This window comes from Flagellimonas marinaquae (assembly GCF_003992675.1).
GTDB lineage: Bacteria > Bacteroidota > Bacteroidia > Flavobacteriales > Flavobacteriaceae > Flagellimonas > Flagellimonas marinaquae.
In genome coordinates, this window is the sequence record NZ_RZMZ01000015.1 from 162941 (window position 1) to 189032 (window position 26092).

Annotated in this window: 25 protein-coding genes; 11 read left to right on the forward strand and 14 right to left on the reverse strand. The window is 43.2% G+C overall.

Features of this window, described 5'->3' with window-relative positions; all coding sequences use genetic code 11:
- Positions 1 to 26: 26 nt before the first annotated feature.
- Positions 27 to 470, forward strand: coding sequence for a DUF5606 family protein (locus EO130_RS10095; RefSeq protein ID WP_127141392.1), 444 nt, complete (start codon positions 27 to 29; stop codon positions 468 to 470).
- 3 nt (positions 471 to 473) lie between these two features.
- On the opposite strand, the gene EO130_RS10100 is transcribed toward EO130_RS10095, so the two are convergent.
- Genes EO130_RS10100 through bglX form a run of 3 tightly spaced genes read right to left on the reverse strand, consistent with a single transcriptional unit; the run spans position 474 to position 4901 of the window.
- Positions 474 to 2051: a beta-N-acetylhexosaminidase gene (locus tag EO130_RS10100; protein ID WP_127141393.1), complete on the reverse strand. Its 1578-nt coding sequence runs from the start codon at positions 2049 to 2051 to the stop codon at positions 474 to 476.
- Positions 2052 to 2063: 12 nt separating this feature from the next.
- Positions 2064 to 2702, reverse strand: a complete 639-nt coding sequence (locus tag EO130_RS10105; protein ID WP_127141394.1) for a GDSL-type esterase/lipase family protein — start codon at positions 2700 to 2702, stop codon at positions 2064 to 2066.
- Between the two features lie 9 nt (positions 2703 to 2711).
- Positions 2712 to 4901, reverse strand: coding sequence for a beta-glucosidase BglX (gene bglX, locus EO130_RS10110; RefSeq protein WP_241244337.1), 2190 nt, complete (start codon positions 4899 to 4901; stop codon positions 2712 to 2714).
- Positions 4902 to 5074: 173 nt separating this feature from the next.
- Between bglX and mazG the strand changes: the two genes are divergently transcribed.
- The 5 genes from mazG to EO130_RS10135 all read left to right on the forward strand — a co-directional run bounded on the left by mazG (position 5075) and on the right by EO130_RS10135 (position 9880).
- Complete coding sequence (mazG, locus tag EO130_RS10115) at positions 5075 to 5848, forward strand: nucleoside triphosphate pyrophosphohydrolase (RefSeq protein WP_127141396.1); 774 nt, start codon at positions 5075 to 5077, stop codon at positions 5846 to 5848.
- 78 nt (positions 5849 to 5926) lie between these two features.
- Complete coding sequence (locus EO130_RS10120) at positions 5927 to 7294, forward strand: MATE family efflux transporter (RefSeq protein ID WP_127141397.1); 1368 nt, start codon at positions 5927 to 5929, stop codon at positions 7292 to 7294.
- A 134-nt stretch (positions 7295 to 7428) separates the two neighbouring features.
- On the forward strand, positions 7429 to 7656 hold the full coding sequence (locus tag EO130_RS10125) for a hypothetical protein (protein ID WP_127141398.1): 228 nt from the start codon (positions 7429 to 7431) through the stop codon (positions 7654 to 7656).
- Positions 7656 to 8225, forward strand: a complete 570-nt coding sequence (locus EO130_RS10130; RefSeq protein WP_127141399.1) for a phosphatase PAP2 family protein — start codon at positions 7656 to 7658, stop codon at positions 8223 to 8225. The genes EO130_RS10125 and EO130_RS10130 overlap by 1 nt, the downstream gene beginning before the upstream one ends.
- Positions 8222 to 9880: an ArnT family glycosyltransferase gene (locus tag EO130_RS10135; protein ID WP_127141400.1), complete on the forward strand. Its 1659-nt coding sequence runs from the start codon at positions 8222 to 8224 to the stop codon at positions 9878 to 9880. Before EO130_RS10130 ends, EO130_RS10135 begins: the two co-directional genes overlap by 4 nt.
- Here EO130_RS10135 and EO130_RS10140 read toward each other — a convergent pair.
- Genes EO130_RS10140 through meaB form a run of 3 tightly spaced genes read right to left on the reverse strand, consistent with a single transcriptional unit; the run spans position 9877 to position 12771 of the window.
- Positions 9877 to 10749, reverse strand: coding sequence for a lysylphosphatidylglycerol synthase transmembrane domain-containing protein (locus tag EO130_RS10140; RefSeq protein WP_127141401.1), 873 nt, complete (start codon positions 10747 to 10749; stop codon positions 9877 to 9879). The two genes, EO130_RS10135 and EO130_RS10140, sit on opposite strands and share 4 nt — an antisense overlap.
- The gene (locus tag EO130_RS10145) at positions 10730 to 11692 is read right to left on the reverse strand and encodes a glycosyltransferase family 2 protein (protein WP_127141402.1); all 963 of its coding nucleotides are present in this window, start codon (positions 11690 to 11692) and stop codon (positions 10730 to 10732) included. The genes EO130_RS10140 and EO130_RS10145 overlap by 20 nt, the downstream gene beginning before the upstream one ends.
- Positions 11693 to 11727: 35 nt before the next feature.
- Positions 11728 to 12771: a methylmalonyl Co-A mutase-associated GTPase MeaB gene (meaB, locus tag EO130_RS10150; RefSeq protein WP_127141403.1), complete on the reverse strand. Its 1044-nt coding sequence runs from the start codon at positions 12769 to 12771 to the stop codon at positions 11728 to 11730.
- Positions 12772 to 12978: 207 nt separating this feature from the next.
- On the opposite strand from meaB, the gene EO130_RS10155 reads away from it, so the two are divergent.
- From EO130_RS10155 to EO130_RS10170, 4 genes are all read left to right on the forward strand, one after another.
- Positions 12979 to 13404, forward strand: a complete 426-nt coding sequence (locus EO130_RS10155; RefSeq protein WP_127141404.1) for an Ohr family peroxiredoxin — start codon at positions 12979 to 12981, stop codon at positions 13402 to 13404.
- 206 nt (positions 13405 to 13610) lie between these two features.
- On the forward strand, positions 13611 to 14093 hold the full coding sequence (locus tag EO130_RS10160) for an RNA polymerase sigma factor (protein ID WP_241244362.1): 483 nt from the start codon (positions 13611 to 13613) through the stop codon (positions 14091 to 14093).
- Complete coding sequence (locus tag EO130_RS10165; protein WP_127141405.1) at positions 14083 to 14685, forward strand: hypothetical protein; 603 nt, start codon at positions 14083 to 14085, stop codon at positions 14683 to 14685. The genes EO130_RS10160 and EO130_RS10165 overlap by 11 nt, the downstream gene beginning before the upstream one ends.
- The gene (locus EO130_RS10170; RefSeq protein WP_127141406.1) at positions 14657 to 16105 is read left to right on the forward strand and encodes a hypothetical protein; all 1449 of its coding nucleotides are present in this window, start codon (positions 14657 to 14659) and stop codon (positions 16103 to 16105) included. The genes EO130_RS10165 and EO130_RS10170 overlap by 29 nt, the downstream gene beginning before the upstream one ends.
- Before the next feature lie 82 nt (positions 16106 to 16187).
- Here EO130_RS10170 and msrA read toward each other — a convergent pair whose 3' ends face one another.
- On the reverse strand, positions 16188 to 16883 hold the full coding sequence (gene msrA, locus EO130_RS10175; protein ID WP_127141407.1) for a peptide-methionine (S)-S-oxide reductase MsrA: 696 nt from the start codon (positions 16881 to 16883) through the stop codon (positions 16188 to 16190).
- Between the two features lie 400 nt (positions 16884 to 17283).
- Between msrA and EO130_RS10180 the strand changes: the two genes are divergently transcribed.
- Positions 17284 to 17520 (forward strand): hypothetical protein, encoded by a 237-nt coding sequence (locus EO130_RS10180; protein ID WP_127141408.1) that lies wholly within the window; start codon positions 17284 to 17286, stop codon positions 17518 to 17520.
- 162 nt (positions 17521 to 17682) lie between these two features.
- Here the strand turns inward: EO130_RS10180 and EO130_RS10185 are convergent, their stop codons facing one another.
- From EO130_RS10185 to EO130_RS10210, 7 genes are all read right to left on the reverse strand, one after another.
- Positions 17683 to 18903 (reverse strand): sensor histidine kinase, encoded by a 1221-nt coding sequence (locus EO130_RS10185; protein ID WP_127141409.1) that lies wholly within the window; start codon positions 18901 to 18903, stop codon positions 17683 to 17685.
- A 158-nt stretch (positions 18904 to 19061) separates the two neighbouring features.
- Positions 19062 to 22424 carry a preprotein translocase subunit SecA gene (gene secA / locus EO130_RS10190; protein WP_127141410.1) on the reverse strand — a complete coding sequence of 1121 codons (3363 nt, stop codon included), beginning with the start codon at positions 22422 to 22424 and terminating at the stop codon, positions 19062 to 19064.
- Between the two features lie 135 nt (positions 22425 to 22559).
- Positions 22560 to 22784: a DUF2795 domain-containing protein gene (locus EO130_RS10195; protein WP_013551418.1), complete on the reverse strand. Its 225-nt coding sequence runs from the start codon at positions 22782 to 22784 to the stop codon at positions 22560 to 22562.
- A 125-nt stretch (positions 22785 to 22909) separates the two neighbouring features.
- Positions 22910 to 23467, reverse strand: a complete 558-nt coding sequence (locus EO130_RS10200) for a cob(I)yrinic acid a,c-diamide adenosyltransferase (protein ID WP_127141411.1) — start codon at positions 23465 to 23467, stop codon at positions 22910 to 22912.
- A 55-nt stretch (positions 23468 to 23522) separates the two neighbouring features.
- Complete coding sequence (locus tag EO130_RS15465) at positions 23523 to 23684, reverse strand: DUF3810 domain-containing protein (protein WP_164732917.1); 162 nt, start codon at positions 23682 to 23684, stop codon at positions 23523 to 23525.
- A 17-nt stretch (positions 23685 to 23701) separates the two neighbouring features.
- A complete protein-coding gene (locus EO130_RS10205) occupies positions 23702 to 24166 on the reverse strand; it encodes a hypothetical protein (RefSeq protein WP_127141412.1) in 465 nt (154 codons plus the stop codon).
- Between the two features lie 39 nt (positions 24167 to 24205).
- Positions 24206 to 26077 (reverse strand): ABC-F family ATP-binding cassette domain-containing protein, encoded by a 1872-nt coding sequence (locus tag EO130_RS10210; RefSeq protein WP_127141413.1) that lies wholly within the window; start codon positions 26075 to 26077, stop codon positions 24206 to 24208.
- Between the last annotated feature and the right edge of the window lie 15 nt (positions 26078 to 26092).

Here is a 26092-nt window from a genome sequence, read left to right on the forward strand (position 1 = left end):
TTTTGCGCCCATAAATTACTATTTGAATGGCATTAGACAAGATTTTATCTATTGGAGGTAAACCAGGACTTTACAAATTACTGACCCAGACCCGAGGTGGCTTTGTTGGCGAATCCTTATTGGATGGCAAACGTGTAACCGTTGGTTTAAGAAGCAATGTGAGCGTTTTGTCCGAAATAGCCATTTATACCTTGGAGGAAGAGATTCCCTTGAAGGAAGTATTCCAAAAAATCAAGGAGAAAGAAGATGGCAAAAAAACCTCCATCAGCCATAAGGCAGACAAAATTGAGTTGGAGGAATATTTCTTCGAGGTACTGCCCAATTATGATGAAGACCGCGTATATGCTAGTGACATCAAGAAAATTATACAGTGGTACAACATCCTTCTCGACAACAACATTACTGAATTTGTTGAAGTGGAAAAGGATGCTGAAGAACCTACTGTGTCTGCCTCCGAAGAGGAAGAATAAACACTACTCTTTTTTCCAATCTACCAACTTTGTTGGATAATAGTTGATTTGCATGGCTTCCAAATAGGGAACCTGTGCAGCAAGGCGTTTTTTATAGTCGTCCCAATTGAGGTGTTCGCTGGGCGACCATCCCAATTCGGCATAGCCAATGACCCTTGGGAAGGCCAAATATTCCAATTCGGTACTGTTGCTAATGGTTTCGGACCAAAGTGGTGCTTCAATGCCCAAGATGCTCTCAGTTGGAAGTCCCTCTACATAAGTTGCCGGGTCCCACTGGTATGCCACATCAACAGGAATATATCCAGCCCATGTTAAACCATACTCGGAGATGGAATCGTATTTCATATCCAAGTATGTCTTCTTGGCTGGTGACATGATAATTTTGGAACCGTTCTCAGCAGCTTTTACCGCATTCTCTGGCTCGTTCCAAAAATGGGCTATGGAACTGGCGTCGATATCGGCTTGGGCAATTTCGTTCCAACCGATCATTCTTTTGTTGTGTTTTTGGACAATCTTCTCCACTTTTTCCACAAAAAGGATGTAATCGCTCTTTTTGGTCACATGGCTTTCATCGCCCCCGATGTGGAAATAGGGGCCAGGGCTCATATCTGCAATTTCACCGATAACATCATCCAAAAAACTGTAAACGGTATCTTTTTGGGCATCAAACGAGCTGTAGCCAACTTTCATGTCGGTTCGTACTCGTGGAGTCTCGGCGCCTGCATAGTGCAAAAAGGGATAGCTCAAAGAAGCCGCATTGGTATGTCCGGGCATATCGATTTCAGGAACAATGGTAATATGTCTATCGGCGGCATAGGCTACAATATCCTTGTATTGCTCCTGTGTGTAAAAGCCTCCTTCTCCACCACCTACTTCGCTGGCACCGCCCACTTCGGTGAGTTTGGGCCAAGATTTTATTTCAATACGCCAGCCCTGATCATCGGATAAATGTAAATGCAAGGTGTTGAATTTGTAATAAGCCAAAGCATCAATGTATTTTTTGACTTCTTCCACAGTGAAAAAGTGTCGGGCAACGTCCAGCATAGAACCTCGATAGCCAAATTTAGGGGCATCGATGATTTTACCCGAAGGAATCACCCACATAGGTCGGTCGGTAAGCGTATCGTTGCTCTTTTCCGGGATAAGCTGGCGAAGTGTTTGTACCCCCCTGAAAGCACCCGCAGCGGTCTTGGCGTTCAGTAAAATAGAATCCTTTTTGATGTAAAGCTGATAAGCCTCAGGGCTTTCCAGTTCCACACTGTCCGATTGGTTGATGTAGATCAAACGTTCCAAGGTAGCTTCGGATGGGTTGTTAACCGCCAGGGCCAGCCCTATTTTGGATTTGATCTGATCGGATAAAAACTGTCCTACCTTTTCAAACTCGGGGTCCGTTGTCGTAGTATAAATGGCAGTCCCGGCATCCAAGCCAAAAGCGCTCCCGGTGGGAATGGTTTTAATGGGTTTGGGGATTAAGGGTGCACTGGCTAGGTCTGTCTTTGGAAGATTGATTTCCTTTTTTTCGGTTTGGCAAGCTGCTATGCAGAGTACTGCAACGAACAGCAAAATAGATCTGTAAATCACGTTTGTTTAGTTTTAGTCTATGTATTCTTTGATAACATCGTACCAGATGTCATATCCTTTTTCATTCATGTGCAGGCCATCCTCCACAAAGATGTCCTGTTTGACTTTTCTTTTGTCCAACATGGGATACCATACATCCACAAAGTCAATATTTGCCTTCTCGGCCGCCAATCGGTTAAGTTTTCGGTTCAATCTCCGATACCTGCCGCGGTACTTCCATCGCGAAATGCTCGGTTTGGCGGAAATCAGTACAATCTTCATGCTCGGATTTCTATCTTGTAAGGTATTTAGGATAGCTTCGGCCTTTTTAAGGATTTTCCGAGGTCTCTTTTTGGCGAAAATATCGTTGTCGCCTTCGTAAATAAACACTTTAACGGGCTTGTAGTTCAGTATCAATTCGTCCAAGTAGAGCTCAAGGTCTGAAAATTGGGAACCTCCAAAGCCCGTATTGAGCACTTGGTGCTGGGGAAACCGCTCTTGGACATCTTTCCAAAAACGAATACTGGAACTGCCGGTAAAAACAATGGTTGGTCGTGAAGAGTCCCAAAGGGAATCGCTTTGTTGTTGAATCTGTTTTACTTCTTCTTCAAAAGGCAATTGCGCTTGGGCAGCTACGTTAAATGCAAAAAATAGTACGAATAAATATCGCATTATATTGGTTTATTTTTTAGTAAAGCTGCCTTGGAGCCCTTCTTGTGAATTGGTGCCGACCATTACATCAAACTCTCCAGGTTCCACTACAAACTCGTAATCGTTGTTATAAAATCCCAATTCCTTATTGGTAAGTGTAAAAATAACTTTTTTAGAATTATTCGGAGCCAAACTGATTTTTTCAAACCCTTTCAGTTCTTTTACTGGTCTAGTCACACTGGCAACCTTATCATGGATGTAAAGTTGAACAACTTCTTCGCCATATCTTTTTCCAGTATTGGTTACCGTGACTGTTACTTCTATATTTTCTCCATGGGAAGTGTCAATTTCTAAATCGGAATAATCGAAAGTGGTGTAACTCAGTCCATAACCAAATGGGAAAAGAGGTTCGTTCTTTTCATCACTGTAATGTGACCAAAACACGTTTGGTTCAAGGTCGGGCCGCCCGGTACTGTAGTGATTATAATAAATAGGAACTTGTCCTACGCTCCTCGGAAAAGTCATGGGTAGTTTCCCACCTGGGTTGTATTCTCCAAACACCACATCTGCAATGGCATTCCCAGTTTGGGTCCCCAACTGCCATGTTTCCAATATGGCAGGAATATTTTCAGCTTCCCAAGTTATGGTGAGTGGTCGTCCGTTCATCAGGATCAAAACAACATTTTTATTTACCTTATACACCTCTTTCAATAAATCCAATTGCAGTCCAGGTAGCCCTAGTTGGGTACGACTTCGTGCCTCACCACTTTGGAAACCATGTTCGCCCAAAACCATGATTACAACATCGGATTGCTTGGCCAGATTTACGGCTTCCTCCATTCCATTGGTGTCAGTTTCATTTACTTGGATTTCGTTCAAAAAATTCGCATCAGGACTAAAAACTCTGGGTCCTTTGGCATAGGTAATAGTGCTGGAATACTTTTTTAACCCTTCCAAAACGGTTACTGCTGTGTTATCATCAGACCCTAACCGCCAGCTGCCCAATGGACTATTGTTGTCATTGGCCAATTCACCGATTACAGCAATTTTTGGTTGATTTTTACTTATTGGCAACAAATTGCCCTCATTTTTTAACAGTACAATGGATTTTTTGGCCATGTCCAATACTCCGGCCTGATGATCTTTATGGTAAAGCCTTTCCTGTTCTCTTTGTTCATTACAATAGCGATAGGGGTCATCAAAAAGGCCAAGCTCAAACTTAACGGTCAATATGCGGCGAACCGCTTCATTTATTTTGTCTTCGGATACTTTTCCCTCTCTTACATTTTTAACCAAATGGGTAATGTAGGCCCAAGATTCCATATCCATGTCCGAACCTGCATTGGCCGCCAGTTCGGAAGCATGGTCCAAATCCTCTGCATATCCGTGGGCAACCAGTTCGCTTATAGAGGCCCAGTCAGATATAACAAACCCTTCAAATCCCCATTTGCCCTTTAAAATATCGCGCTGAAGGAACGAGCTCCCGGTAACTGGAACTCCGTTGAGTAGATTGAATCCATTCATTACAGTTTTTACATCTGAATTTACCGCAGCATGAAAAGGAGGAAGAACTGCATTGTACAGTGTTGAGGTACCGATATCCACCGTATTGTATTCTCGACCTGATTCGGCGAAACCATAGGCTGCAAAATGTTTTGCACAGGCTGCAATAGTATGGGGTTGGGATAAATCGTTCCCTTGAAATCCTGTTATACGTGCCTTTGCAATTTCTGAGCCAAGATAGGTGTCTTCACCACCACCTTCCATAACTCTTCCCCAACGTGCATCGCGAGAAATATCTATCATTGGAGCGAACGTCCAGTTTATACCTACTGCTGAGGCTTCGTCCGCAGCAATTTTTGCAGAATTCTCTATTGCTTCCATGTCCCAGCTCGCGGCTTCTGCCAAGGGAATTGGAGCTATGGTTTTGTAACCATGTATTACATCAAATCCAAAAATTAGGGGTATGCCCAACCGGGATTCCTCTACGGCTAATTTTTGAAGTTCCCTTACCGTCTCAACGCCTTTTACATTCAACATGGAGCCGACCCATCCTTTTTTTAAGTGCTCATACTTTATGGCGGCATTCCCTACTTTGGGAACTGGACCAGTTACATCCCAAAAACCACTATATTGATTCATTTGCCCAACTTTTTCTTCGAGGGTCATGAGACTTAATAATGAATCCACTTTTTGTGAAATGGTTTTCCTTTGGGCCATAATGGTTGGGTTCGACAATGCAAAATAAAAAAGAAAGAGCAGTAAATGTTGAGGTTGAGTTCTCATTTTATAGGTGCGTGTTTAAAAAGAAACTAGCGAGTCTTCTAAACTAAGGTAAAATTTGATGACGCCCTAATAGCTGGTCTTTGTACTTTTGAACAAAATTCAAAACAATGCATACGAGAACCGAACAGTTGGCCGCTTTTGACCGTCTTTTGACCATTATGGACGAGTTGCGGGAGCAGTGCCCTTGGGATAGAAAACAGACCATGCAAACCCTTCGCCACCTGACCATCGAGGAGACCTACGAATTGGGCGATGCCATTCTCGATAATGATTTGGAAGAGGTAAAGAAGGAACTGGGCGATATCTTGCTGCACATCGTATTTTATGCTAAAATCGGTTCGGAAACGCAGGATTTTGATATTGCCGACGTGGCCAATGGCATCTGTGAGAAGCTCATCAACCGACATCCACACATCTATGGTGATGTGAAAGTAGAGAATGAGGAGGAGGTGAAGCAAAATTGGGAGAACATCAAACTAAAGGAGGGGAAGAAAAGTGTATTGGAAGGTGTTCCCAATGGGTTGCCATCCTTGGTCAAGGCCAACCGCATCCAAGACAAGGTGGCAGGAGTGGGGTTTGATTGGGAAAAACCCGAGCAGGTCTTTGAAAAACTGAAAGAAGAGTTGGCCGAGCTTCAGGAAGAGGTGCGGACGCAAGATGCGGATAAAATGGAATCCGAATTTGGTGATGTGCTTTTTTCCATGGTGAATTACGCCCGCTTCTTAAAAATCAATCCGGAAAATGCGCTGGAACGGACCAATAAAAAGTTTATTAAACGCTTTCAATATCTGGAAAAGAAGGCAAAGGAAAACGGGAAATCCATGAAGGATATGACCTTGGCCGAAATGGACGTGTACTGGGAGGAGGCTAAGAAATTATAAATTAAAGTCATCGAAGTAAGGTGACACATAAATTGTCGTCAATCTATCTATATTTGCCATCCTTTTTAAGTATTCGCTGTGTTTCAAAACTACACCAAAGAGTTTGCCTATAACCTAAAACTGTCGTATCCCGTAATTTTGGGGATGTTGGGGCACACCTTTGTGGCTTTTGCGGATAATATCATGGTAGGGCAATTGGGGACTGCCGAACTGGCTGCCGTTTCTTTGGGAAATAGCTTTGTATTTATTGCAATGTCGCTTGGGATTGGTTTTTCTACGGCCATCACCCCCTTGGTGGCCGAAGCTGATGGTGCTAAGGACCAAGCTGCCGGTAAAAGTGCCCTAAAACATGGTTTGGTGCTCTGCACCTTATTGGGGTTGTCCCTTTTTGGACTCATTTTACTGGCCAAACCGTTGATGCACCATATGCAACAACCCCCCGAAGTGGTGGAATTGGCCCTGCCTTATTTGGATTTGGTCGCGTTTTCGCTGGTACCACTGATTATTTTCCAAGCATTTAAACAGTTTTCGGAAGGACTCTCGCAGACCAAATACCCCATGTACGCAACCATATTGGCCAATGTGGTGAACATTACGTTGAATTATCTGTTCATTTTCGGTTCCTTCGGATTCCCTAAGTTGGGTATTGTAGGTGCTGCGATAGGCACCTTGGCCTCGCGGGTGATTATGGTAGCCTTTATTTGGTATCTGTTGAAGCGAAAAAAGAAATTTGAATCCTATGTGACCCATTTCAATTTTAAGGAAATTGAGAATAGGGTGATGAAAAAAATCATAAGCCTCGGTTTTCCATCAGCACTGCAAATGTTTTTTGAAGTGGCTATTTTTACGGCAGCCATTTGGTTGAGCGGGGTGTTGGGTAAAAATGCCCAGGCCGCCAACCAAATTGCCTTGAACCTGAGCAGTATGACCTTTATGGTGGGTATGGGCCTAAGCGTGGCGGCTATGGTTCGTGTGGGCAATCAAAAAGGGCTACGTAACCACAAGGAATTAAAGCGCATTGCAGAATCCATATTTTTCTTGACCTTGATTTTGGAAGTCGCCTTCGCGGCTATTTTCTTGTTGGGAAGACATTGGTTCCCTACCATTTATTTGGATGTGGACGATATCGTTAACCAAGCTGATAACGCAGAAGTAATCATTATTGCAGCTGAGCTTCTTTTGGTAGCGGCCTTTTTTCAGATTTCCGATGGCCTTCAAGTTGTGGTTTTGGGAGCATTACGGGGATTGCAGGATGTGAAGATACCTACCTTCATCACCTTTGTGGCCTATTGGTTGATTGGTTTTCCGATCAGTTATTACTTGGGGCTGCATACCCGTTTTGAAAGCGCGGGCATTTGGATTGGATTGTTGTCCGGGCTAACCGCATCGGCTGTAATGTTGTATCTTCGATTTAACTTCTTGACCAAGAAATTGATTGAGCAATAGTTTCGTCACCCTGAGCTTGTCTCAGGGTCTCATCATAAAATGAAAATCCATATGGGATGTTGAAACAAGTTCAACATGACGCATTAAAAAATTTAAAATATTAGATTTCATATTAGGAATCAAAATACGAATACATGGAACTACCTAAATTTTTATTGGCCGATAATACGGATTACCCTGATGCCATTTTTATTGTCCATACTGAATATCCGCGCTTTATCATCAATTTGGAAAATGATGAGGTGGAATGGATGGAAGAGTTCTCCAAAGAGGACGAGGCCGATTTAATGGAAGAAGCAGAAAGCTTGATCGAGGCCGCTACCGCTTTTTATGATCGGGAAGTCTCCAGATACGACGATTGATGATCGAACAGTTGTTGCAATACGATAAAGAACTGTTTTTGTTCCTCAATGGATTGGGGACCGAAACATGGGATGGCTTTTGGATGTTCATGACTACCACCCGAAATTCCGCACCACTCTATCTGCTATTGCTCTATTTGTCGTATCGAAACTTTGGCTGGAAGGGAACAGGGATAATTTTGGTGTCCATCGCCTTGTTGATTACCTGTACGGACCAATTGTCCAACTTTTTCAAATATGGTGTGGGCCGATTGCGCCCCTGTCACGATCCAGAAGTAAGTCCTGCCATGCGATTGGTCAAAAACTATTGTGGCGGACAGTTCGGTTATTTTTCCGCCCATGCAGCCAATTCGTTTGGTCCTGCCGTCTTCTTTACGGTGATGTTCAGGAATAAGGTAAAGTACATTTCTTGGGTATTATTGCTTTGGGCCTGCGTGGTAGCTTATAGCCGAATTTACATTGGCGTTCACTATCCGTTGGATGTTTTTACTGGCGCTTTGGTAGGTTCCCTTTTCGGATGGTTGTGGGCCAAGTTGGCTATATTTGCTTTCCAAAAAACAGGGGTATGATATCCACCACGCGATACTGGTTTTACTTGGCACTGATTGTTTTGGTGTACATCATTGGGATGTTCGTGACCTTAATGGAAAACGATTCGGCCCAATTTGCTGTAATGGCCATGCGCATGGTGCAGGAAAATGATTTTTTGAGCCTGTTCAAGGGACCCGAAGAGTACCTGGACAAGCCTCACATGCATTATTGGTTGGCCGCACTTTCCTATAAATTATTTGGCATTCATGATTGGGCATACCGTATTCCCGGTATTTTATCAACATTGTTGGCTGCCTACAGCTGCTATGGCCTGGGAAAATTATTGTACAACAAGGATGTGGGACGTTTGGCCTCCTTGATTTTTATGACGGCCCAGACCATTGTATTGGCCAATATCGATGTACGCACTGATGCTGTCCTGACCGGATTTGCCATCTTTTCCATTTGGCAACTGGTTACCTATGTGGAGAAAAACACCCTAAAAAGCATCGCTTTGGGCGCCTTTGGGGCAGGCATGGCCTTTTCCACCAAAGGGCAGATTGCCTTAGTGGTCATCGGGATATCACTACTCTGTCATTTGGCGTATACCCGAAAGTGGCAATCATTGCTGCATTGGAAGGTTTTGGTCGCAATTTTGGTATTCGCGGTGACCATTTCCCCAATGCTGTACGCTTATTACCATCAATTTGATTTGCATCCCGAGAAAGTCATTCGAGGCAAGGACAACCGCAGCGGAATCTTTTTTATTTTTTGGGAGCAGAGCTTCGAACGGATGAGCGGAGAGGGAATAGGGAAGAACAGTAGCGACTTTTTCTTTTTCTTCCATACCTTTTTGTGGGTGTTTCTACCGTGGACCGTACTTGCGGTATTGGGGTATTGGATGAAGGTCAAGGCTTTTTGGAAAACCAAGTTCACCTACCGTCCGAATATGGAGTTTTTGACCGTGGGCGGTATTTCGATTTTGTTCCTGCTCATCAGTTTTGCCCAGTTTAAACTGCCCCACTACATGAATATCCTCATGCCGCTATACGCCATCCTATCGGCAGGATTTTTATATATGTTGCATCAAAAGGAACAAAAGAGAACGGCGAAGGTGATACTGGGCATTCAATATTTTATATTGGGCTTGGTGGTAGTCTTCATACTACTGATCAGTTTTTTAGTATTCAAATTGGAACACTGGTACAGTTATGTACTGTTACTTTTGGCAATAGGGATTGTGGGTTATCTAATACCACAAAAAGATGCCCCATACACGAAAATTGCTACTGTTGCCCTGTTGAGCTCGGTATTGTTGAACGGGTTTATGAATGCCCATTTTTATCCCAAGCTGCTCGAATATCAAGGTGGCTCCAATATGGCGGCCATTGTTCAGGAGCAACAGATTCCGGTGGACAGGATTTATAAGATTTCGGAACGATATTCATGGTCGCTGGATTTCTATAACAAAAAACCGGTTCAAATCACCTCGCTGGACGAAATTGCCAACAAAAGTGATGTTTGGGTCTATGCCACGGACGATGAACTGCAACAGTTGAAGCAAAAAGGTGTAACATGGGATAATCAAATTACGGTAGATCAATTCCGAATTACCCGTTTACAAATCAAATTTTTGAACCCTAACACAAGGGAGGAAAAATTGAACCATATGCATTTGGTGCATTTGGACTAGGCCACGGATTCCAGTTTTGGCTTTTTAAAATGATAGATGACTCCAAAAAGAGAAATCAGGGCGGTAATCAAAAAGAAAGCAAAGCTGATCCCAACCGATGTGCTTTCATCCAATCCAAGCCATTTGGCCCCATATAAAAAAGTAACTTCCCGACTTCCAATGCCTCCGATGGTCAAAGGAATTACGGATACGATGGAAGAAATTAGAAATACGAACAAATATTCAACAGTGTCCAAACTTACAGACAAGGCCTTCAGAATAAACAAAACACTGATAAGCTGAGCCAATTGCACCATTGCCGAAAATCCCAAAGATTTCCAAAAAATGGGTAGAATCGATGCAAAAAAGGTTCTGTTTACAAACCAAAACACCACAACGCTCAGGGGAATGGCAGCTATAAATAGACCGTAAAACTTTTGGAAAAAAGCGTTCTTTGATAGTATGGCCAGCAAGCAGGCATACACAAAAAGCAGTAGCATTCCGCTCAAACGATCCAAGAGTATGCTTGATACCACTTTTTTGGTTCCCGGCTGATACGCTTTCTGGACCGCATAGCCCTTGTAGGCATCACCACCAATCCCACCCGGCAAAAACAGGTTGTAGAACATCCCCAAAAGGGATAATTTTAGATTGCTCGACTGTGTAAGAGGCGCCCCAATTTGGTGAAAATATAAGTTGGTTCGAAAGGCCGAAATTGCCTTCGACAATACGAAAAATAGTATAGCAAAGGATAAGTATAGCGGGTCGCTTTTTTTTAGCGTTTGGAGTACATCCTTCAGCTCTATTTTGGTGAAAATAAAGTAGATCAGCACTGCGCTGACCACAATTTTTAGGACGGTGATTCCTTTTTTACGCAGCTTTTCCGTCACCTATGCTTATTTTTTTGATGCGATACGGACGTTTTTGCTGGGATTCGTAGTAGGTACGGATCAAGAGTTCCATCACAATACCGATGGTAAACAATTGGATTCCCCCCACAATGAACATCATCCCGAAAATGAGCAAAGGTCGGGTGCCGATGTCCTGTCCAAAGCCGAGTTTAACAATCAACAGGTATACATTGATCAAAATTCCGAGAATCACCAACAACACCCCAAAAATCCCAAACAAGTGGATAGGGCGTTGGAAGTATTTTCTAATGAAAAGTAATAGCATCATATCGGCCACCACCTTAAAAACACGTTCCAAACCATATTTGGAAACTCCGGCGTGCCTCGCGTGATGTTTTACAGGGACTTGTTTGATCTGTGCGCCTTCCAAATAGGCCAAAAGTGTAATAAACCGGTGCATTTCCCCATAGAGATTAAGGCTTTTGGCAATATCCTTGGTAAAAACCTTTAGTGCACAACCGTTGTCTTTAATGTCCAACTTCGTTACCCTGCGCACCAAAAAATTGGCAATTTTGGATGGTATTTTTTTAACAAGGGAATCCTTCCTTTTTTGACGTATCCCCGTGACGAGGTCGTATTCTTCGCTTATGGCATATTCCAACATGCCCGGAATATCGGAGGGATCATTTTGCAGGTCACCGTCCATGGTGATGATGTATTCTCCTTCTGCATAATCGATTCCGGCAGCAAGTGCCAAACTTTGGCCATAGTTCTTTTTCAGTTCGATCAAGTGGACTTTCTTATCGTCCATTTCCTTGACCTTAATACGGGTTTTGTCAGTGGAAAAGTCATCCACATACACAATTTGGTAGTTGTACCCTTCCAGACTTTCGTTGATTTTTTGGGTCAAAAGGACCACATTGTCCTCCTCGTTGTACAAAGGAACCACTATGGATAAAAGGGAATCGGTAACGGTGCTCATTCAGTTTAAGATCTGTGCAAATTTATTGCTTTTATTTAAAGTTCCTTGGTAATCTTGTCCAACAGGATTTTTGCAGCATAAAAGGGGGATATTTTATGCGCTTCGATATCCGACAACAATTTGGCCTGTTCCGTTTTAAAGGATTCCTTTTGATGAAAAAATTGCTTAATATATTCATCCACGGTCTGAAGGAACCAATTCTTGTTCTGTTGTTGCCGATTCTTTTCAAAAAAACCGTTTTCCTTGGTATGCTGTACAAATTGCTGAACCATTTTCCAGATTTCTGTGATTCCCGTATTTTCCACAGCGGAACATTTCTTTACCTTGGGCGTCCAGCTATTGGCTTTGGGGGGATACAGATGCAAGGCTCTGGAAAATTCCGTGACGGCCAATTGTGCGTGTTCTTTGTTGCTGCCATCCGCTTTGTTGATCGCAATGGCATCGGCCATTTCCATAATGCCCCGTTTGATGCCCTGCAGTTCGTCGCCAGCCCCCGATAATTTGAGCAACAGAAAAAAATCCACCATACTGTGCACGGCAATTTCACTTTGGCCAACGCCCACGGTTTCCACTAAGATTACGTTGTACCCTGCCGCCTCGCAGAGAATGATGCTTTCTCGAGTTTTTCGTGCCACTCCGCCCAAAGAGCTGCCAGAAGGGGAGGGGCGGATAAAGGCGTTGGGGTCCTTGGCCAAGGTCTCCATACGTGTCTTGTCGCCCAAAATGCTTCCCTTGCTCAAAGAGCTGGTCGGGTCCACGGCCAAAACGGCCACTTTGTTGCCTTGTTCGGTCAAGGTTTTTCCCAAGGTTTCAATGAAGGAACTTTTGCCCACTCCTGGAACGCCTGTGATACCCAACCGAATGCTGTTGGCGGGTTGGGACAAACATTTTTCGATAACGGCGTTGGCCTTTTCATAGTGGTCGGGATTGGTGCTTTCCAAAAGCGTTATGGCTTTGGCCAACATCGCTTTGTTTCCATCAAAAATCCCTTGGGCCAAAGCATCTGCCGAAAGTTCCTGTTTTCGGAGTGCCTTGATCTTGGAAATGGTGTTTTCGGGTGTTTTGTTATCGTCTGCCAAGGGGATTCATTGGTTTATCACGAATTTATAAAGATTTTACGGGTTTGATTCCATGGGCGGGCAAATAGATACTTTTTCCATACTTCCATTTCACAAAAATTTAATATCTATTTCTTCTCACTTCCGCCTACAAATTGGTACCTTATTCGGTAAACTATCGGTTGTATTGAACGAACCGATTTTTATGAACCTATAAACATTTAAAAGATGAAGACTATTTTTGAGGCCCAGGCCACCAATACTGGCGGGAGGTCAGGACACGTAAAGAGTGAGGACGGTGTTTTGGATTTTCCGATAAGCATGCCCAATTCCAAAGGAAAACCAGACCCCAAATCCACCAACCCCGAAGAACTCTTTGCGGCAGCCTATTCCACCTGCTATGCCGGTGCCGTGGAGGCCGTAGCCAAAAATCATAATATAGATGACCTTGGGGATTTTAATGTAACCGCCATTGTAGCCTTCAATAAGGAAGAGGAAGGTTTTTTCTTAGAAGTGACTTTGGATACATATCTGCCTACAGTGGACAAGGAAATGGGCGAGACCATCATTAAGGAAGCCCACGAGATGTGCCCGTATAGCAAGGCCACCCGCGATAATATCACCGTTCACTTAAATTTAATGTTGGACGAATAAATTGTGTAACTTTTTAAAAATGAGCTCCGTTGTTGTGTACAGCGGAGCTTTTTTTGTTAAAAATGAGTCAAAAACTACCTAATTTGCAACGTTGCATTTTTTGCATCGTCCTTAGTACAGAACCACTAAAAAAACCGAACATAGAACCAAGTGCGCTCCATATTGAGCTTGTAGAGCAGTGCAAGGCAAACGACCGTCATGCACAAATGAAACTGTACCGTCAGTATTGCGATGGGATGTTCTGTGTGGCCATGCGGTTCCTCAAAAATGCGGATGATGCGGAAGATGTGTTGCAAGATTCTTTTATAAAGGCATTTCAGCGAATTGAGCAATTTAAGGGGGATGTAACGTTCGGGGCTTGGTTGAAACGTATTGTGGTGAATGGCAGTATCGACTTTTTAAAGTCGAAACACCAACGAACGGTGGAGTTGAACGAGAATTATATGCAGGTCGCTGCGGATGATGATTGGTCCGTCGAAGAAGGAATTTCGATGGAACAGGTCAAGGATGCTATCGACGAACTGCCACCAAAATATAAATACGTAGTGCAATTATTCCTAGCGGAAGGATACGACCACAGTGAGATAGCCGAAATTCTGGACATTACCGAAACAACATCCAGAACCCGGCTTTTGAGGGGAAAGGCACAACTGAAAGAAAAATTAAAGGATTTGGCTTATGGCACGTGATCTTAGAAAATTGTTTGAGGAGGAAAGGAAAGAGCAAAGCTTTACCATGAAAGAGGGGCATGAGGATAGGTTCTTTGCCAAGTTGGAGCAGGAACTTCCCAAAAACCCACCTAAGCAAAAGGTATTTTCCCTATGGATGCAGATAGCCGCCTCGGTGGTGGTGGTACTTGGGTTGTCCATCTATTATTTCTCCAGTTCGGATACCAAACCACTTCCCAATGAAAAGGTGACGGTGGTGGATAGGAACAATCCGAGCGGAGAGGTGCAGGGCATTTCATTGGGTGATTTGTCCCCAGACCTCAAAAAGATTGAAACCTACTACACGACCAACATCAACCTACAATTGTCCGATTTGGCCGACGACCCCGGAAACAAGGAATTGGTGGACAGTTATATGGAACGTTTGGCCGAGTTGAACCAAGAATACCAACGATTGAACCAAGAGCTGAACGAATTGGGTCCCAACGACCAGACCATCAGTGCCTTGGTGAACAATCTACAGCTACGGTTGCAATTGTTGCAAAAATTAAAATCAAAGTTAAATCAATTAAAATCATCAAAAAATGAACAGGAATCATCAAATATGGTGTAGTGGATTGCTACTGATGCTGGTCGGGTTTACCGGACTGGCGCAGGAAAAATCAAAAACCTACAAGGAAACTTTCAATGTCAACAAAGACACGGAACTGAACATCAATACCAGTTATGCGGACATTGAGTTCCAAACATGGAACAAGGACGAAGTGGAAATCACCGCGGTCATTGAATTGGAAGGCGTAGATGAAAAGGAAGCCGATTCTTATTTTGATAGGGATTTGGTGAAAATTATGGGAAACAGTAAGGAAATTGAAGTCAGTACCAAAGGAGCCTCTCCTTATTCGTTTGACTTCAATACGGTAAGCATTGGTGTACCGGATATGCCATCGGTAGCCGAAATTATGGCCAATGTGGAGATTCCTGAAATTGTACTGCCGGAAATCGCCGTAATGCCTTCCATGCCACCTTTGCCACCCCTGCCGCCCATCGAGTTTGACTATGATGCCTATAAAAAGGATGGAGAGAAATATATGAAGGAGTGGCAAAAGGAGTTTGAGAAAACCTTTGATAAGGAATATAAGGAGCGTTTTGAAAAATGGGGCGAAGAAATGGAGAAGATGGCCGAAGAACGCGATGCCCGAAGGGAAGAGTTGATGGGAGAACGCGAAAAACTCAGGGAAGAGCGTGAGAAGGTGCGCGAGGAAATGCACGAACAGTTGAGAGAGCAGCGCGAAGAACTTCGTGCGCAAAGGGAGGAGCTCAGGAGCGAACAGGCAGAACTTAGGAAACAACTAAGGGAAGAGGCCAGGACCATACATGGCAGCCCCAATGTATTCTATTTCTCTTCGGATGGAAAGCAGAAGGAGTATAAGATAAAAAAACGGATAATCATTAAAATGCCCAAGTACATTAAGTTGAACATGAACGTGAGGCACGGTGAGGTAAAACTCGCCGAAAACACAAAAAACATCAATGCAAGCTTGTCCTACGCAAGCTTGCTTGCCTCCACCATTGAAGGGGCCAATACGGATATTCGTGTGTCCTATTCGCCCGTAGTGGTGCAACACTGGAACTATGGCAGACTTAGTGCGGATTATTCCGATAAGGTCAATTTAAAGGAGGTGAGGGAGTTAAAGTTAAATTCGGTATCGTCAAACGTTGTCTTGGGCAAAGTTGCTGGTAAGGCTACGGTGACCAATAATTTTGGCACCTTGAGCATAGATCAGATATCTGATGGGTTCCAGACCATTGATATTTCGGTGGAGAATGGGGAAGTAGACTGTACATTGCCACAAGCGCCTTACGCCATTTCGGTAAATGAGACTACCTCTGGTTTTCAGTATCCCAAATCCCTCAAATTAACCGCTACCAAAAAGAATGGTGGGAACGCTTATACGGGCTACCATTTGAACAAAGTGGACGGCAAGACCATCAGCATTAACTCCAAATACAGCGAGGTGGTTCTAAAGAACTAGCTTGATAAGCTATTCCCAAGTACCACCTCTGATTTCATAGGCCATCTATTCTCCTAGCGGCCTTCTGCCTACCTTAATTACATCAATGTGCATCTTCTTTTAGGTAGGAAGGAAAGTTTTCTTTGAAACGGTTCAATCTCGGAATCGAAACATTTCGGACATAACTATTGTTGGGATTTCTTTTTTCATAGTCCTGATGGTATTCTTCAGCCATGTAGAAAGTATCAAAAGCTTTTACTTCCGTTACTATGGGGCGATTGCCATATACATTTTCAGTTTCCAACTTATCCATGTAATCTTGAATGATTTTCTTTTCCTTTTCGTTTTTGTAAAAGGCTATGGAGCGGTATTGCGCACCACGATCAGGGCCTTGTCTGTTGAGGGTAGTGGGGTCGTGCGAACCAAAGAATACTTGAACCAATTGTGTAAATGATATAACTTTTGGGTCATAAAAGATCTTTACTGCTTCGGCATGGGTGGTCCTTCCATAGGACACTTCCTCATAGGTAGGGTTTTTTTCGGTGCCTCCTGCATATCCGGAATAGACCTCTTTTACACCTTTGACACTTTCAAAAATGGCTTCCACGCACCAAAAACATCCACTGGCAAAATAGGCGGTCTCGTAATCCTGCAATTGTTCGGCCGTTAATTTGGCCTCCAATTGTGGTTCAGATGATTCTTTTTGGGCAACTTCTTCTTTATTGGATTTGTTTTTGGGCTGGCAACTGATGGATGCCAGTAATAGCAGAATTAAAAATGGAGTTTTCACGGTGTTCATTTTAGTTTCTTGTTTAGTAGTATCAAGATACCAACTATTACACGGATAGCCGTTAAAATTTGTTAACCTTTTATTTGAGCGACACATGAGGCTACTCCCATCTTCCTAGACACACAGGGGTTATTGTTGTTATTTCCTACATACATCCTACAAAAAATAATCTTTTTCTTACAAATAATTTATTGAAATTCAATAGGTTATGTGTGCTTCAAAAGTAGGATGATCGATGAAATGCACATGCGTTCGGTGTGCTGTTTTTAGGGTCAAAAACGTTCGTCGACGATAAAAAACACTTCATCTGAAAAAAATGTATTCACCGAAAGAAAGGCGTCGTTGAGCGAAGGAAATCGATTCGAGCTTGTGACTGAAATTAATTTTACATCGTAAACAAATCAGAACAATGAAGACAATTTTCACCATCATCGCAATCACTTTTTTCGGAACCATGGCTTCTGCCCAGGATTTTTCCAAAGAGGTTAAAGTGGAAACCATTGCCATGGGTGTTGAGTTGAAGGTTGAAATTAACCATACAGTAAGGAAGGACAGAAAGACAGCAAGATTGTACAAGTTCAAAAACTCTAGAATCAAAAAAGAGCTTTCTTTCAAAACTAAAAAGGATAGAGCTAAATTGGCTTAATTATGATGTTGGAGATGTTGATACCTTCCGTTTTGTTTTTAAGTGCTGCCTTTGTTTTGGCCAGTATTGCTTTCTCTTTTAGGGAAAAAAAGTTTTAGAAGTTTAAGTTTATAGTGGAATAGGTATCAAAAGGTCGGTGTTTTACACCGACTTTTCTGTTTTTTAATTGTCTACGGAATTGAATTGCTCTATCACTTCCTCAAATTCGATGGTGTAGTGGGTCCCTTTTTTGGAGTAGTCGCGGGTAATGGAACCTCTTAACTGCCTAGCGAGATTGTAAATAAGCTTTAGCCCCAAAGAGTTGGATGTTTTAGGGTTGATTTCCTCGGAATATCCGATTCCGTTGTCGCCCAAATACATGCTATAGCGGTTGTCATTGATTTTTTCCACAGAAACATGGATTTCACCGTTCGGCACCTCGGCAATCCCATATTTTAGGGCGTTGGTAATGGTTTCGTTGATGATAAGGCCCAAAGGTATTACCGTATCGATGCTCAGTTTGTAATTCTTGATATCCAAGTTTACCTTAACGTCTCTTCCGCTTCCTTCCACGGATCGTACCAAATAATCGCACAGTTCCTTTACATAAGGTTCCAGTTCAATTTTGGAAAGGTAGTCGTCGCGTTTATAGAGCATTTCGTGCACCATGGCCATGGATACCACCCGGTTTTGGCTACTTTTTATAATGTTGCTGATCTTGCTATCGTCAATGGAGCGGGATTGAAGGCTCAGCAGACTGGAAACGGTCTGTAAGTTGTTCTTTACCCGGTGGTGGACCTCTTTCAACAAGGTTTCCTTTTCATCGATACGAAGCTGGATCTCGTTGCGAGATTTATATAACTTGTGGTGTGCCCTTAACAGGTTCTTTCCAAAAACACCTCCCAAAAGATATACGGCAAAAACAGCACTCAAATAGGCAAACCAGGTTCTGGATGCTTCTGGAACGGTATTTTCAGATATTTTGAAGTCCCCGATATCATAAAGGAACAATAGGGTGAGTACCGCTAAATTCAGGATGAGATATAACTGGCCAAATACCTTTGTGGTCACATATCCTGCAAAAACAATAATGGCCAACACAAAAATGAACGGACTTTCGATACCGCCGCTGTACATGGTGATTACAATGGCGCCCAACATCGATAAAATTGAGGTTAAATTGTAGGTCAGTACCAATCTTTGGTGCTGCTTGTATAGAAGGGTGTTCAAAATATTGATGAACGCATACACCAAGAAAGTGTAGGGGATGACCCCTTCAATATGTAAAAAGAAATAGCACACCAATCCGAAAATGGCAGCAAAGAATGATGAATTGTAGTTTACCTTGAGTATCAAATCAATCTTATCTTGTAATCGATATGTATCCTTTCTAGGAACTTTCATATGCTGCGCGTGAATATGCCCTGACCACAAAATAGGTTGAATGGTGTGTGGTAGAGCTGCTTGTTGGGGTGTTTCAAGCTGTAAATCTAACTATGTTTTTGATATAAAAAAAGTGGCAGCTATAATAACTACCACTTTGTGTGTTTTGAAGGCTTTTACTAGTCGTTGACCAGTACCCATTCCCCTTTGTCTATTAAGGGTTCGGCCTGTTTGTATTTTACGATCATGCTTTCACCGGACATTACATTTTTAATGGTTACCCTCTCGTTTCTGCCAATTTTCGGTTTTTCCCGAACTATGGTTTCCGTAACCTGGGGACGTTGCCTTTGCGTTTGCCCCGCGGCTCTGTTTTGGGCCGCTAGTTCGTCGCTATTGGGAATCTCTTCTTTTGAAGTCTGGATATTTTCCTTTGGTCTGCGAACGTTTCTGGCCTCTTGAATCTGAGCGGTGTTTTCGGAAGGCAATTCCCCTTTGAAAAGGAAGGAGATTACTTCGCGGTTCACCTTATCCATCATCTCTTTGAAAAGTTCGAAAGCTTCAAATTTGTATATCAACAAGGGATCTTTTTGCTCATGGACGGCCAATTGCACGGATTGCTTCAACTCGTCCATTTTGCGTAGGTGTGTTTTCCAAGAATCGTCAATAATGGCCAGTGTGATGTTTTTCTCGAAATCGGTAATCAACTGCTTACCATTGGTATTGTATGCCTTTTCCAGATTGGTCACTACATTCAGCGATTTGATGCCATCGGTAAAAGGAACCACAATGCGTTCAAATTTATTGGATTCGTCCTCATACACCTTTTTGATGACCTGGAAAGCCACACTGGCGCTACGCTCCATTTTTTGCTTGTAGAATGTGTAGGCCTCATCGTTGATTTTCATCGCGATCTGCTGGAAGCTCATTTTTTTGAACTCTTCCTCGCTGATGGGTGATGTAATGGAAAAATATTTGATGAGCTCAAACTCAAAGTTCTTGAAATCATCGGCCATTTTGTTGGTTTCCGCGATGGCTTCAGAGGTGTCGTAGATCATGTTGGCGATGTCCACCTTTAGGCGTTCCCCTTCCAAGGCATGGCGTCTTCTCTTGTAGATGACCTCACGCTGGGCGTTCATTACATCATCATATTCCAGCAAACGCTTACGGATACCAAAGTTGTTTTCCTCTACTTTTTTCTGGGCACGCTCTATGGATTTTGTCATCATGGAGTGTTGGATCACTTCTCCTTCTTCCAAGCCCATGCGGTCCATCATTTTGGCCACACGGTCCGATCCAAACAAACGCATCAAGTTATCTTCCAGCGAAACATAGAACTGCGAACTACCTGGATCTCCCTGACGTCCTGAACGACCTCTCAACTGCCTGTCCACACGTCTGGAATCGTGGCGTTCCGTACCAATAATGGCCAAACCACCGGCTTCTTTCACCTCTGGAGACAATTTAATATCGGTACCCCTACCGGCCATGTTGGTGGCAATGGTGACCACTCCAGCTTTACCAGCTTCGGCAACGATATCCGCCTCTTTTTTATGGAGCTTCGCGTTCAATACGTTGTGCGGTACTTTGCGTACGCTCAATAATTTCGAAAGTAACTCCGAGATTTCAACAGAAGTAGTACCGATAAGTACAGGTCTTCCTGCTTGCGATAGTTTGGTTACTTCATCGATGATGGCATTATATTTTTCACGTTTGGTCTTATAGATCAAATCGTGTCTGTCGTCACGTGCGATGGGTCGGTTGGTCGGGATTTCCATCACGTCCAATTCGTAGATTTCCCAGAATTCACCTGCTTCTGTCACCGCTGTACCTGTCATACCGGACAGCTTGTTGTACATTCTGAAATAGTTCTGCAGGGTGATGGTCGCAAATGTCTGGGTCATCGCCTCAATTTTCACGTTCTCCTTGGCCTCGATGGCTTGGTGGAGACCGTCGGAGTATCGACGACCGTCCATGATACGACCGGTTTGTTCATCCACGATCATTACCTTGTTGTTCATCACCACATACTCCACGTCTTTTTCAAAGAGGGTGTAGGCTTTTAACAATTGGGTCATGGTGTGGATACGCTCGCTCTTCACCGCAAAATCCTTGAACAATTCTTCCTTGAGCTCGGCTTCTTTCTCGATTTCCAGCCCTTGGTTCTCGATTTTTGCGATTTCACTTCCGATATCGGGCATCACAAAGAATTCCTTGTCCTGATCTTCAGAGATATACTCAACTCCCTTATCGGTCAATTCGATTTGATTGTTCTTTTCATCGATAACGAACAATAGGTCTTCGTCCACTTTGGGCATTTCCCTATTGTTGTCCTGCATGTAAAAGTTTTCCGTTTTTTGAAGCAACTGCTTTACACCTTCTTCGCTCAAAAACTTGATGAGCGCTTTGTTTTTTGGCAGTCCACGGTGTACGCGGAGCAATAGGAAGCCTCCTTCCTTGGTGTTGCCTTCCTTGATCAATTTTTTGGCCTCGGCCAGTACGCCTGTTAAGTGCTGACGCTGCTTTTGTACAATATCGGCAACCTGAGGCTTTAGCTCGTTGAATTCATGTCGGTCTCCTTCAGGAACTGGACCTGAGATGATCAAAGGGGTACGGGCATCATCGATCAATACCGAATCCACCTCATCCACAATGGCGTAATGGTGTGGACGTTGCACTAGATCATCTGGAGTATGCGCCATGTTGTCCCGTAGGTAATCAAAACCAAATTCGTTGTTGGTACCGTAGGTAATGTCGGCATTATAGGCAGCCCTTCTTCCATCAGAATTGGGCCTGTGCTTGTCAATACAGTCTACAGAGAGCCCGTGGAATTCAAAAATAGGGGCCATCCAAGCGCTATCCCTTTTGGCGAGGTAATCGTTCACCGTTACCAAGTGAGCGCCTTTTCCTGCCAAAGCGTTCAAATAGAGTGGGAGGGTGGCTACCAATGTTTTACCCTCACCTGTTTGCATTTCGGCAATTTTTCCTTGATGCAGGGCAATACCACCGATCAGCTGCACATCGTAGTGGACCATGTCCCAGGTGACCTCTTTACCGGCCGCATCCCAGGAGTTGGACCAAATGGCCTTATCCCCTTCAAGGGTAACATATTCCTTCTCTCCTGAAATCATACGGTCAAACTCGCTTGCAGTAACCGTCAGAGTTTCGTTGGCGGCAAATCGCTTTGCAGTTTCCTTGACCACGGCAAAGGCTTCGGGAAGAATGTCGTTCAGGGTTTTTTCCGATATTTTATAGGCTTCTTCGTTGAGTTTGTCGATTTCGGAATAGATCTCTTCGTTGCGGTCAATGTCGCTGGAATTTTCGACCTCTGCCTGTAACTCGGCTATTTTGTCATTGATTTCCTTGCAGTCTTCGGCTATTCGGGCCTTAAATTGGGCTGTTTTCTGTCTTAGCTCGTCATGTGACAACCCTTCCAGCTGCTGCTCAAAGGATTTGATCTCTTTCACCAAAGGTTGAAGGGATTTTACATCCTTCTCCGATTTGTCTCCTACAAATACCTTCAGTACGGAATTAATAAAACTCATGAAATATGTTTTCTATTGATTGTCAAAAGTTGTTCCATCGATGGGATTGCGATGAAAATCTTTCGCTAGGCTGTCAAAATTACATAAAAAAAAGCCTCAAAAGAGACTTTTTAACGTGGTTTATGTGTTTCCATTTTAATATTCATCCTCGTTCCAGAGGTAATCTTCCTCGGTAGGATAGTCGGGCCAGATTTCTTCAATCGACTCGTATATTTCGCCACCCTCTTCTTCCATAGATTGTAAATTCTCTACAACTTCCAACGGCGCTCCTGTACGAATGGCGTAATCTATCAGTTCGTCTTTGGTTGCTGGCCAAGGCGCATCACTTAAATATGAAGCTAATTCTAAAGTCCAGTACATAGTAACGGTTTGATTTTAAATTTTTTGCAAAAATAATTTTTAAACCCAATTTGCCAAGTAAAAACAGTATTATTTAAAAATTATTTTATTGTTGGCAAAACATTTGGGTCAAAAAAACGATTTTCTCAGTCCAACTTCTCAGGAATCCATTTGACTTCCTGAGCATTCAAATCTTTTGACAACTTGCGTGCCAATACAAATAAATAATCGGACAGTCGGTTGATGTACGACAAAACGTTATCTGGAACTGGTTCATTTTCATGTAGATAGGAAATCATTCGCTCGCCACGTCGACAAACGGTTCTGGCGATATGACAGTATGACACGGTAGTGTGTCCGCCCGGCAAGATAAAATGTGTCATTTCTGGTAGCGCTTCATTCATTTTATCCATTTCTTGCTCCAAAAGTTCGATATCCTCGGCACTGATGCGTGGAATTTTTAGCCTATTGTCCTTTTTGGGCTCCGTGGCCAATATAGAACCGACCGTAAAAAGCTTTTCTTGGATCAAGGCGAGTGTTTTTTTGGAGTGCTCGTCCATATCCTGATCGCGCAGCAACCCCAAATGGGAGTTGAGCTCATCCATGGTGCCATAACTTTCTATGCGAGCATGGTGTTTGGGTACGCGGGTTCCTGTAAATAATGCTGTGGTTCCCTTGTCGCCAGTCTTAGTGTATATCTTCATTTTCTTTTGGTAGTGAGTTGTAAGAAGTCAATATTCAATTTTCGGAACAGTTTGCTTATTGTTCATGGTCTTTGTCCCGTTGGCGTTTGCCTTCCATAAATCTTCGGGACCTTCTGCGTTTTGTCGCCTTTTTGTTCCGGAACAGAATAATCAAATAAATAAGGCCCAAAACGCCCAATACGTACCAAATGGTGTTATCTGATGTTACATTTTCCATACCCTAAAATTACCGCTTTATATCCGAATCGTGAAATGTTCTTTTACCTGTTCCCTACGTATGGAGAGCAGGCCGCAATGAAGCATATCGATGCTTACCGTGATTTCCGGTAAGGTTATTAACTGGTTCCATTGCTTCCAATCTTCAGCCGTGCGATGAATGGAATCCACTAAAATAATACTGTCGTTATGCAATTTCCTTTCGGAAAGCAATTGCTGAAAGGTGGGGATATCCAATTTTTTTGTGAAAAATAGGTCACAAGGATACCTGTCAAATTGAATTTTTGGGAAGGATTGTTGAACCCACTCTTTTGCCTCTATTTTATTTTTAACACAGATCTTTTCAAAACCAAAGTAGGCAATGGTTTTGAGCAAGACATTAAAACTCTTGTTTTGGTGCAGTTTATTCTTGGAATAGAGGCACTTGGTTACATACTTGAACACAAAAGGGGAGTGCACACCGTGTTGGTTGGTGGATGCCATTAAAAATTTGAGGTATGAAATGAATCGGAACCACATGGTCTATCCTTCTAAAATGGAAGAAAGCTCGAACCAGCGCTCTGTTTTTTCTTCTATCGCATCGGTTACTTCCTTGAGCTCGATGGATAGTTGGGCAATTTCATCCCCATCCAAATCAGGATCGGTGAATTTATTCTGTAACACCACTTTCTTTTCTTCCAGTTTTTGAATGTCCTTTTCCAGTTGTTTGTACTCCTTTTGTTCCGAATAGGATAGTTTTCCACCACTGGTATCCCGCCAATTGTTCTCAGTTTTTTCCGAAGCACTGCTTTTGGTTTCGCGTTCTTCGATTACTTTGCTGTTTTCGTAGATCCTATAGTCCGAGTAATTCCCCGGAAAATCCTCGATGACGCCTTCTCCCCTAAATACAAATAAATGGTCCACGATTTTGTCCATAAAATAGCGATCGTGGGAAACCACGATCAAACAACCGGGAAAATCCAAAAGAAAGCTTTCGAGCACATTTAGAGTCACGATGTCCAGATCGTTGGTAGGTTCATCCAGAATCAAAAAGTTGGGATTTTGAATGAGCACTGTGCACAAGTAAAGTCGTTTGCGTTCCCCGCCGCTAAGTTTTTCAACAAAATCGTATTGTTTTTTTCTATCGAACAGGAAACGTTCCAGTAATTGTTGTGCGGAAATTTGCTTGCCCTTTTTCAAAGGGATGTAATCCCCAAACTCACGGATTACATCAATTACTTTTTGCCCTTCCTTGTTGGGAATACCCTTTTGGGTATAGTAGCCAAATTTTACGGTGTCCCCGACCACTACTTTGCCACCTTCCACATTTTCCTGCTGAGTGATGATATTTAAAAAGGTAGATTTTCCCGTTCCGTTTTTCCCGATGATGCCCACACGCTCACCTTTGGTGAAATTGTAATCGAACTTGTTCAGGATGGTTTTGTCCCCATAGGATTTGGAGATATTGTGAAGCTCCAGGATCTTGCTTCCCAAGCGTTCCATGTTCAGTTCCAACTGCACTTCGTGGTCTTTGCGCCGTTGGTGGGCCCGTTGTTTGATTTCGGCAAAGTCATCAATACGCGATTTGGATTTGGTGGTACGTGCCTTTGGCTGTCTTCGCATCCATTCCAACTCTTTTTTGTACAGCATCTTGGTTTTTTGCTGCTCCACGGCCTCACGCTCCATACGGGCTTCTTTTTCGTTCAAATAGTAGGAATAGTTGCCTTTGTAGGTGTAGAGTTGGTTATTGTCCAGTTCCAATATTTCGTTGCACACCCTATCCAAAAAATAGCGGTCGTGAGTGACCATGAAAAGGGTAATGCTTTCTTTGGCAAAGTAGGCTTCCAGCCACTCGATCATTTCTAAGTCCAAGTGGTTGGTCGGCTCGTCCAAAATCAAAAGGTCTGGCTTGTTGAGCAGGGCGTTGGCCAATGCCAAACGTTTCTTTTGTCCTCCCGAGAGGGTACCCACTTTGGCACCAAGGTCGGACAGCTGTAATTGAAAAAGTATTTGTTTGTACTGCGTTTCAAAGTCCCATGCATTGAGTCGCTCCATGGCCTCAAAGGCCTTTTGGTATTGCGCTGTATTCTCAGGATTCTCTACAGCTTTTTCATATGCGGCAATCACCTTCAGAATTTCATTGTCCGTGGTGAAAATGGTCTGCTCAACGGTCAAATTAGGGTTCAGGTCGGGTTCCTGTTCCAAAAATGAGATTTTGATACCCTTACGAGTGGTGACTTGTCCAGTTTCGGAGGTATCTTTCCCAGACATGATATTGAGAATGGAGGTTTTTCCACTCCCATTTTTGGCAATGAGAGCTATTTTTTGGTCTTTGTTGATTCCAAAGGAAATGTCCGAGAAGAGCACCAGCTCCCCATAGGATTTTGATATGTTTTCGACCGTTAATAGATTCATGTGTTTGGTTTGTGA

Coding starts and splice junctions, on each gene's coding strand:
- EO130_RS10095 (WP_127141392.1), top strand. CDS start 27: ATGGCATTAGACAAGATTTTATCTATTGGAGGTAAACCAGGACTTTAC.
- EO130_RS10105 (WP_127141394.1), bottom strand. CDS start 2,702: ATGCGATATTTATTCGTACTATTTTTTGCATTTAACGTAGCTGCCCAA.
- bglX (WP_241244337.1), bottom strand. CDS start 4,901: ATGGCCCAAAGGAAAACCATTTCACAAAAAGTGGATTCATTATTAAGT.
- mazG (WP_127141396.1), top strand. CDS start 5,075: ATGCATACGAGAACCGAACAGTTGGCCGCTTTTGACCGTCTTTTGACC.
- EO130_RS10125 (WP_127141398.1), top strand. CDS start 7,429: ATGGAACTACCTAAATTTTTATTGGCCGATAATACGGATTACCCTGAT.
- EO130_RS10130 (WP_127141399.1), top strand. CDS start 7,656: ATGATCGAACAGTTGTTGCAATACGATAAAGAACTGTTTTTGTTCCTC.
- EO130_RS10135 (WP_127141400.1), top strand. CDS start 8,222: ATGATATCCACCACGCGATACTGGTTTTACTTGGCACTGATTGTTTTG.
- EO130_RS10145 (WP_127141402.1), bottom strand. CDS start 11,692: ATGAGCACCGTTACCGATTCCCTTTTATCCATAGTGGTTCCTTTGTAC.
- EO130_RS10155 (WP_127141404.1), top strand. CDS start 12,979: ATGAAGACTATTTTTGAGGCCCAGGCCACCAATACTGGCGGGAGGTCA.
- EO130_RS10160 (WP_241244362.1), top strand. CDS start 13,611: ATGAAACTGTACCGTCAGTATTGCGATGGGATGTTCTGTGTGGCCATG.
- EO130_RS10165 (WP_127141405.1), top strand. CDS start 14,083: ATGGCACGTGATCTTAGAAAATTGTTTGAGGAGGAAAGGAAAGAGCAA.
- EO130_RS10170 (WP_127141406.1), top strand. CDS start 14,657: ATGAACAGGAATCATCAAATATGGTGTAGTGGATTGCTACTGATGCTG.
- msrA (WP_127141407.1), bottom strand. CDS start 16,883: ATGAACACCGTGAAAACTCCATTTTTAATTCTGCTATTACTGGCATCC.
- EO130_RS10180 (WP_127141408.1), top strand. CDS start 17,284: ATGAAGACAATTTTCACCATCATCGCAATCACTTTTTTCGGAACCATG.
- EO130_RS10185 (WP_127141409.1), bottom strand. CDS start 18,903: ATGAAAGTTCCTAGAAAGGATACATATCGATTACAAGATAAGATTGAT.
- secA (WP_127141410.1), bottom strand. CDS start 22,424: ATGAGTTTTATTAATTCCGTACTGAAGGTATTTGTAGGAGACAAATCG.
- EO130_RS10195 (WP_013551418.1), bottom strand. CDS start 22,784: ATGTACTGGACTTTAGAATTAGCTTCATATTTAAGTGATGCGCCTTGG.
- EO130_RS10200 (WP_127141411.1), bottom strand. CDS start 23,467: ATGAAGATATACACTAAGACTGGCGACAAGGGAACCACAGCATTATTT.
- EO130_RS15465 (WP_164732917.1), bottom strand. CDS start 23,684: ATGGAAAATGTAACATCAGATAACACCATTTGGTACGTATTGGGCGTT.
- EO130_RS10205 (WP_127141412.1), bottom strand. CDS start 24,166: ATGGCATCCACCAACCAACACGGTGTGCACTCCCCTTTTGTGTTCAAG.
- EO130_RS10210 (WP_127141413.1), bottom strand. CDS start 26,077: ATGAATCTATTAACGGTCGAAAACATATCAAAATCCTATGGGGAGCTG.